Raw genomic sequence first — 2,721 nt, 5'->3', positions numbered from 1 at the left:
GCCCGGTGCCGCGCCGCGGGAATCGACGACGAGGTGGAGTTCGCGACCAAACCCACACTGGCGCAGCACATGATCGAACGAGCCCTTCACGCGCAGGTTCCGTTCTCCTGGGTCACCGCCGACGAGGCGTACGGTCAGGTGAAGTACCTGCGGGCCTGGCTCGAGGAACGGGACGTGTCGTATGTGCTGGCCACCCGCCGCAACGACGACGTGTTCACCACCGACGGCCGCACCGGCCGCGCCGATCACCTGATCGAGGAGGTCCCCGCGAAGCAATGGCGCCGTATCTCCGCSGGCGACGGCGCCCACGGGCCGCGCGAGTATTCCTGGGTGCGGGTCCCGATCCGGATCRCCYGGGCGCCCGGGCGTGGGCACTGGCTCCTCGCACGCCGGTCCCTCTCCGATCCGACCCAGATCGCGTACTACATCTGTGCCGGGCCGCGCCGCACCACGCTCACTGAACTCGCCRCCGTCGCCGGGTCCCGGTGGCGGGTCGAGGAATGCTTCCAACAAGCCAARAACGAGGCCGGCCTCGACCACTATCAGGTTCGCRCCTACCGCGCCTGGTACGCCCRCACCACCCTGTCGATGCTCGCCCTCGCYTGGCTYGCCGGMACGAAAACCGAAGCAGCAAAAGGGGAACCGGAACACACGATCAGGGYATGATCGCGTATACGGTACCCGAGATCCGCCGCCTGCTCGTGCATCTAATCCTCCGACACGCCCACCCCGATGGCCACGCCTGGTCCTGGTCACGCTGGCGACGACGCCGACAACACCAGGCCCGCACCTGCCACTACCGAACCCGCGGACGCCCGCTATAAGTGCCGTTGCAGTATTAGGCCGGCCCGGCCGCGATGAGAGGCTGCTGCTCAGCGTTGGACGACACAGAACTCATTTCCCAGGGGATCAGCCAGTACCGCGGTGCGATACCCGCCGTCGTCGTTGTGCTCTTCCAGTGTCCGCGCACCGAGGCCAGCGAGTCGCGAGACCTCAGAGTCGAGGTCATCGACGAAGAGATCCAGGTGAGCCCGGTTCTTGACATCTTTCGGCTCCTTCACGCTTTGCAGCGTGAGGTGATGCAAACCTCCGCCCGGTGAAACAAGCCCATGGAACTGCGCACCTTCGGTGAATGGGACGGGTTCGTCGTAGCCGAGAGCGGCTTTCCAGAAGATCGCCGCGGTCTTCACGTCGACGCAATCGAGCGTCATTCCGACGGTCTGATTCACAACATCTCGCTTCCTGATCAATGTTCGCCTACTTAACGGCGTTAAGTGTAATCTGTGCAGGATGACAAAGGAACCCAGACGCGATCGGCAGCGTCGAGAACTCAAGCAGGACATCGTCGCCGAAGCGCGCCGGCGACTCGAGGAAGGTGGGCCGACCGCGGTCACCCTTCGCGGGATCGCGCGCGAGGTCGGGGTTAGTGCGCCCGCGCTCTATACCTACTTTCCCAGCCTCGCCGAGCTGTTTACCGAGTTGATCGTGCAGAGCTATCAATCGCTCGAAGCCGCCATCGCTGCTGCATTTGGTGCATCGGCCAGGTCGGCTCTAGAACAGCGCCTCGCCGCCGGGCCACTTGCCTACCGGTCCTGGGCGATCGCACATCGCCGACAGTTCAATCTCATCTTCTTTGACCAGATCGACGGGTACGCCGCACCACCAGGTGGGTCCACCGTGTCCGCGCAAACGGACGTGCTGCGACCAATCGCCGTCCAATACGCCGAGGCCCGAGGATGCACGATCAATCAGCTGTTGGCCGACGACAATCTCCTCGATGACTTTCTCGCCTGGTGGGGGGCGTTCCACGGCATTGTCGCCCTCGAGGTCAACCATCATCTCGACTGGCGCGAACCAGAAGCAATCTTCCGGCGTCACATCTATGCCAGCATCCGAGAACTCCTCGCAACCGATGAGACAACCCGCCGGTGACTGCGGCTTGCTTGCTTGACGTCACCTGAGGATAGCTCGCCGCGATCTGTAGGTCGGGAAGCTATTTCCCTGCCCAAAGCGGGGATTACAGCAGCGGCACGACGTACGGGAGATGCCACGCGGCCCAGGCGACAAACCAGTTGATCACGTATGGGAGCTACAAGTCGCAGTTCATGCTCGATAACGACATGGCGCGTATGCGACGGGTATCTCGGATGACGGGGACATCATGGTGTTTTCGACTGCGGGGGACTCGGTACTGACACAAGTGCGCTACAGCCTCTCGCGCAGTTTGGGTTCAGCATCTATCCCGCTAAGGGGCACTGACGAAGGCTCAGTCGCCACATCTGACGACGGCTCGTGACGACGGGCCAAGCCGGAGGGCGCTGCGCGCCGGATCTAGGAGCCAGAGGTCCTCGGAGGAAGTCGAACCGGGGCCTTTCTGTGTCTTGGGGTCAGCGGAACTCGTGAGCGGTGGACTGGTTCGATCCTGGATACGAGGACCTCATCTCTTCGATGACCTCTCCGGTGGAGAACTTCATCCGGTACTCGGGATCTGCGAGACCTCTAGTTAGCTCTCGGAGAAGGAGTGCCGGGTCCACGTCTCGCTCGGACACGTTCAGCTCGATGGCTACCGGCTTGCGGAAGAACCTCGACGGATCCCCRCTCCTGTCCTTGATCAGAACCGAGTTCTTCAGCTTGATGTAGTTGACGTCCGAGATCCTGCGATACTCGGACGTGGCTTCGATGCTCTCGATCTCATCCCACTTCAGCATCCTGCCCCTGCCC

4 protein-coding genes are annotated in these 2,721 nt (G+C 62.8%); 2 read left to right on the top strand and 2 right to left on the bottom strand.

Annotated elements, in window-relative coordinates; translation table 11 throughout:
* On the top strand, window positions 1–666 hold a 666-nt coding region (locus AB4Z09_RS28920; RefSeq protein ID WP_442241375.1), incomplete at its 5' end, for an IS701 family transposase.
* A gap of 206 nt (window positions 667–872) precedes the next feature.
* On the opposite strand, the gene AB4Z09_RS28915 is transcribed toward AB4Z09_RS28920, so the two are convergent.
* Complete coding sequence (locus tag AB4Z09_RS28915) at window positions 873–1,229, bottom strand: VOC family protein (RefSeq protein WP_442241374.1); 357 nt, start codon at window positions 1,227–1,229, stop codon at window positions 873–875.
* 61 nt (window positions 1,230–1,290) lie between these two features.
* On the opposite strand from AB4Z09_RS28915, the gene AB4Z09_RS28910 reads away from it, so the two are divergent.
* Window positions 1,291–1,932 carry a TetR/AcrR family transcriptional regulator gene (locus AB4Z09_RS28910; RefSeq protein WP_442241373.1) on the top strand — a complete coding sequence of 214 codons (642 nt, stop codon included), beginning with the start codon at window positions 1,291–1,293 and terminating at the stop codon, window positions 1,930–1,932.
* 455 nt (window positions 1,933–2,387) lie between these two features.
* Here AB4Z09_RS28910 and AB4Z09_RS28905 read toward each other — a convergent pair.
* A partial coding sequence (locus tag AB4Z09_RS28905) for a hypothetical protein (RefSeq protein ID WP_442241372.1) occupies window positions 2,388–2,721 on the bottom strand: 334 nt, incomplete at its 5' end.

Source organism: Rhodococcus sp. TAF43 (assembly GCF_052113525.1).
GTDB lineage: Bacteria > Actinomycetota > Actinomycetes > Mycobacteriales > Mycobacteriaceae > Prescottella.
This window is presented reverse-complemented; position numbering and strand designations above follow the sequence as displayed.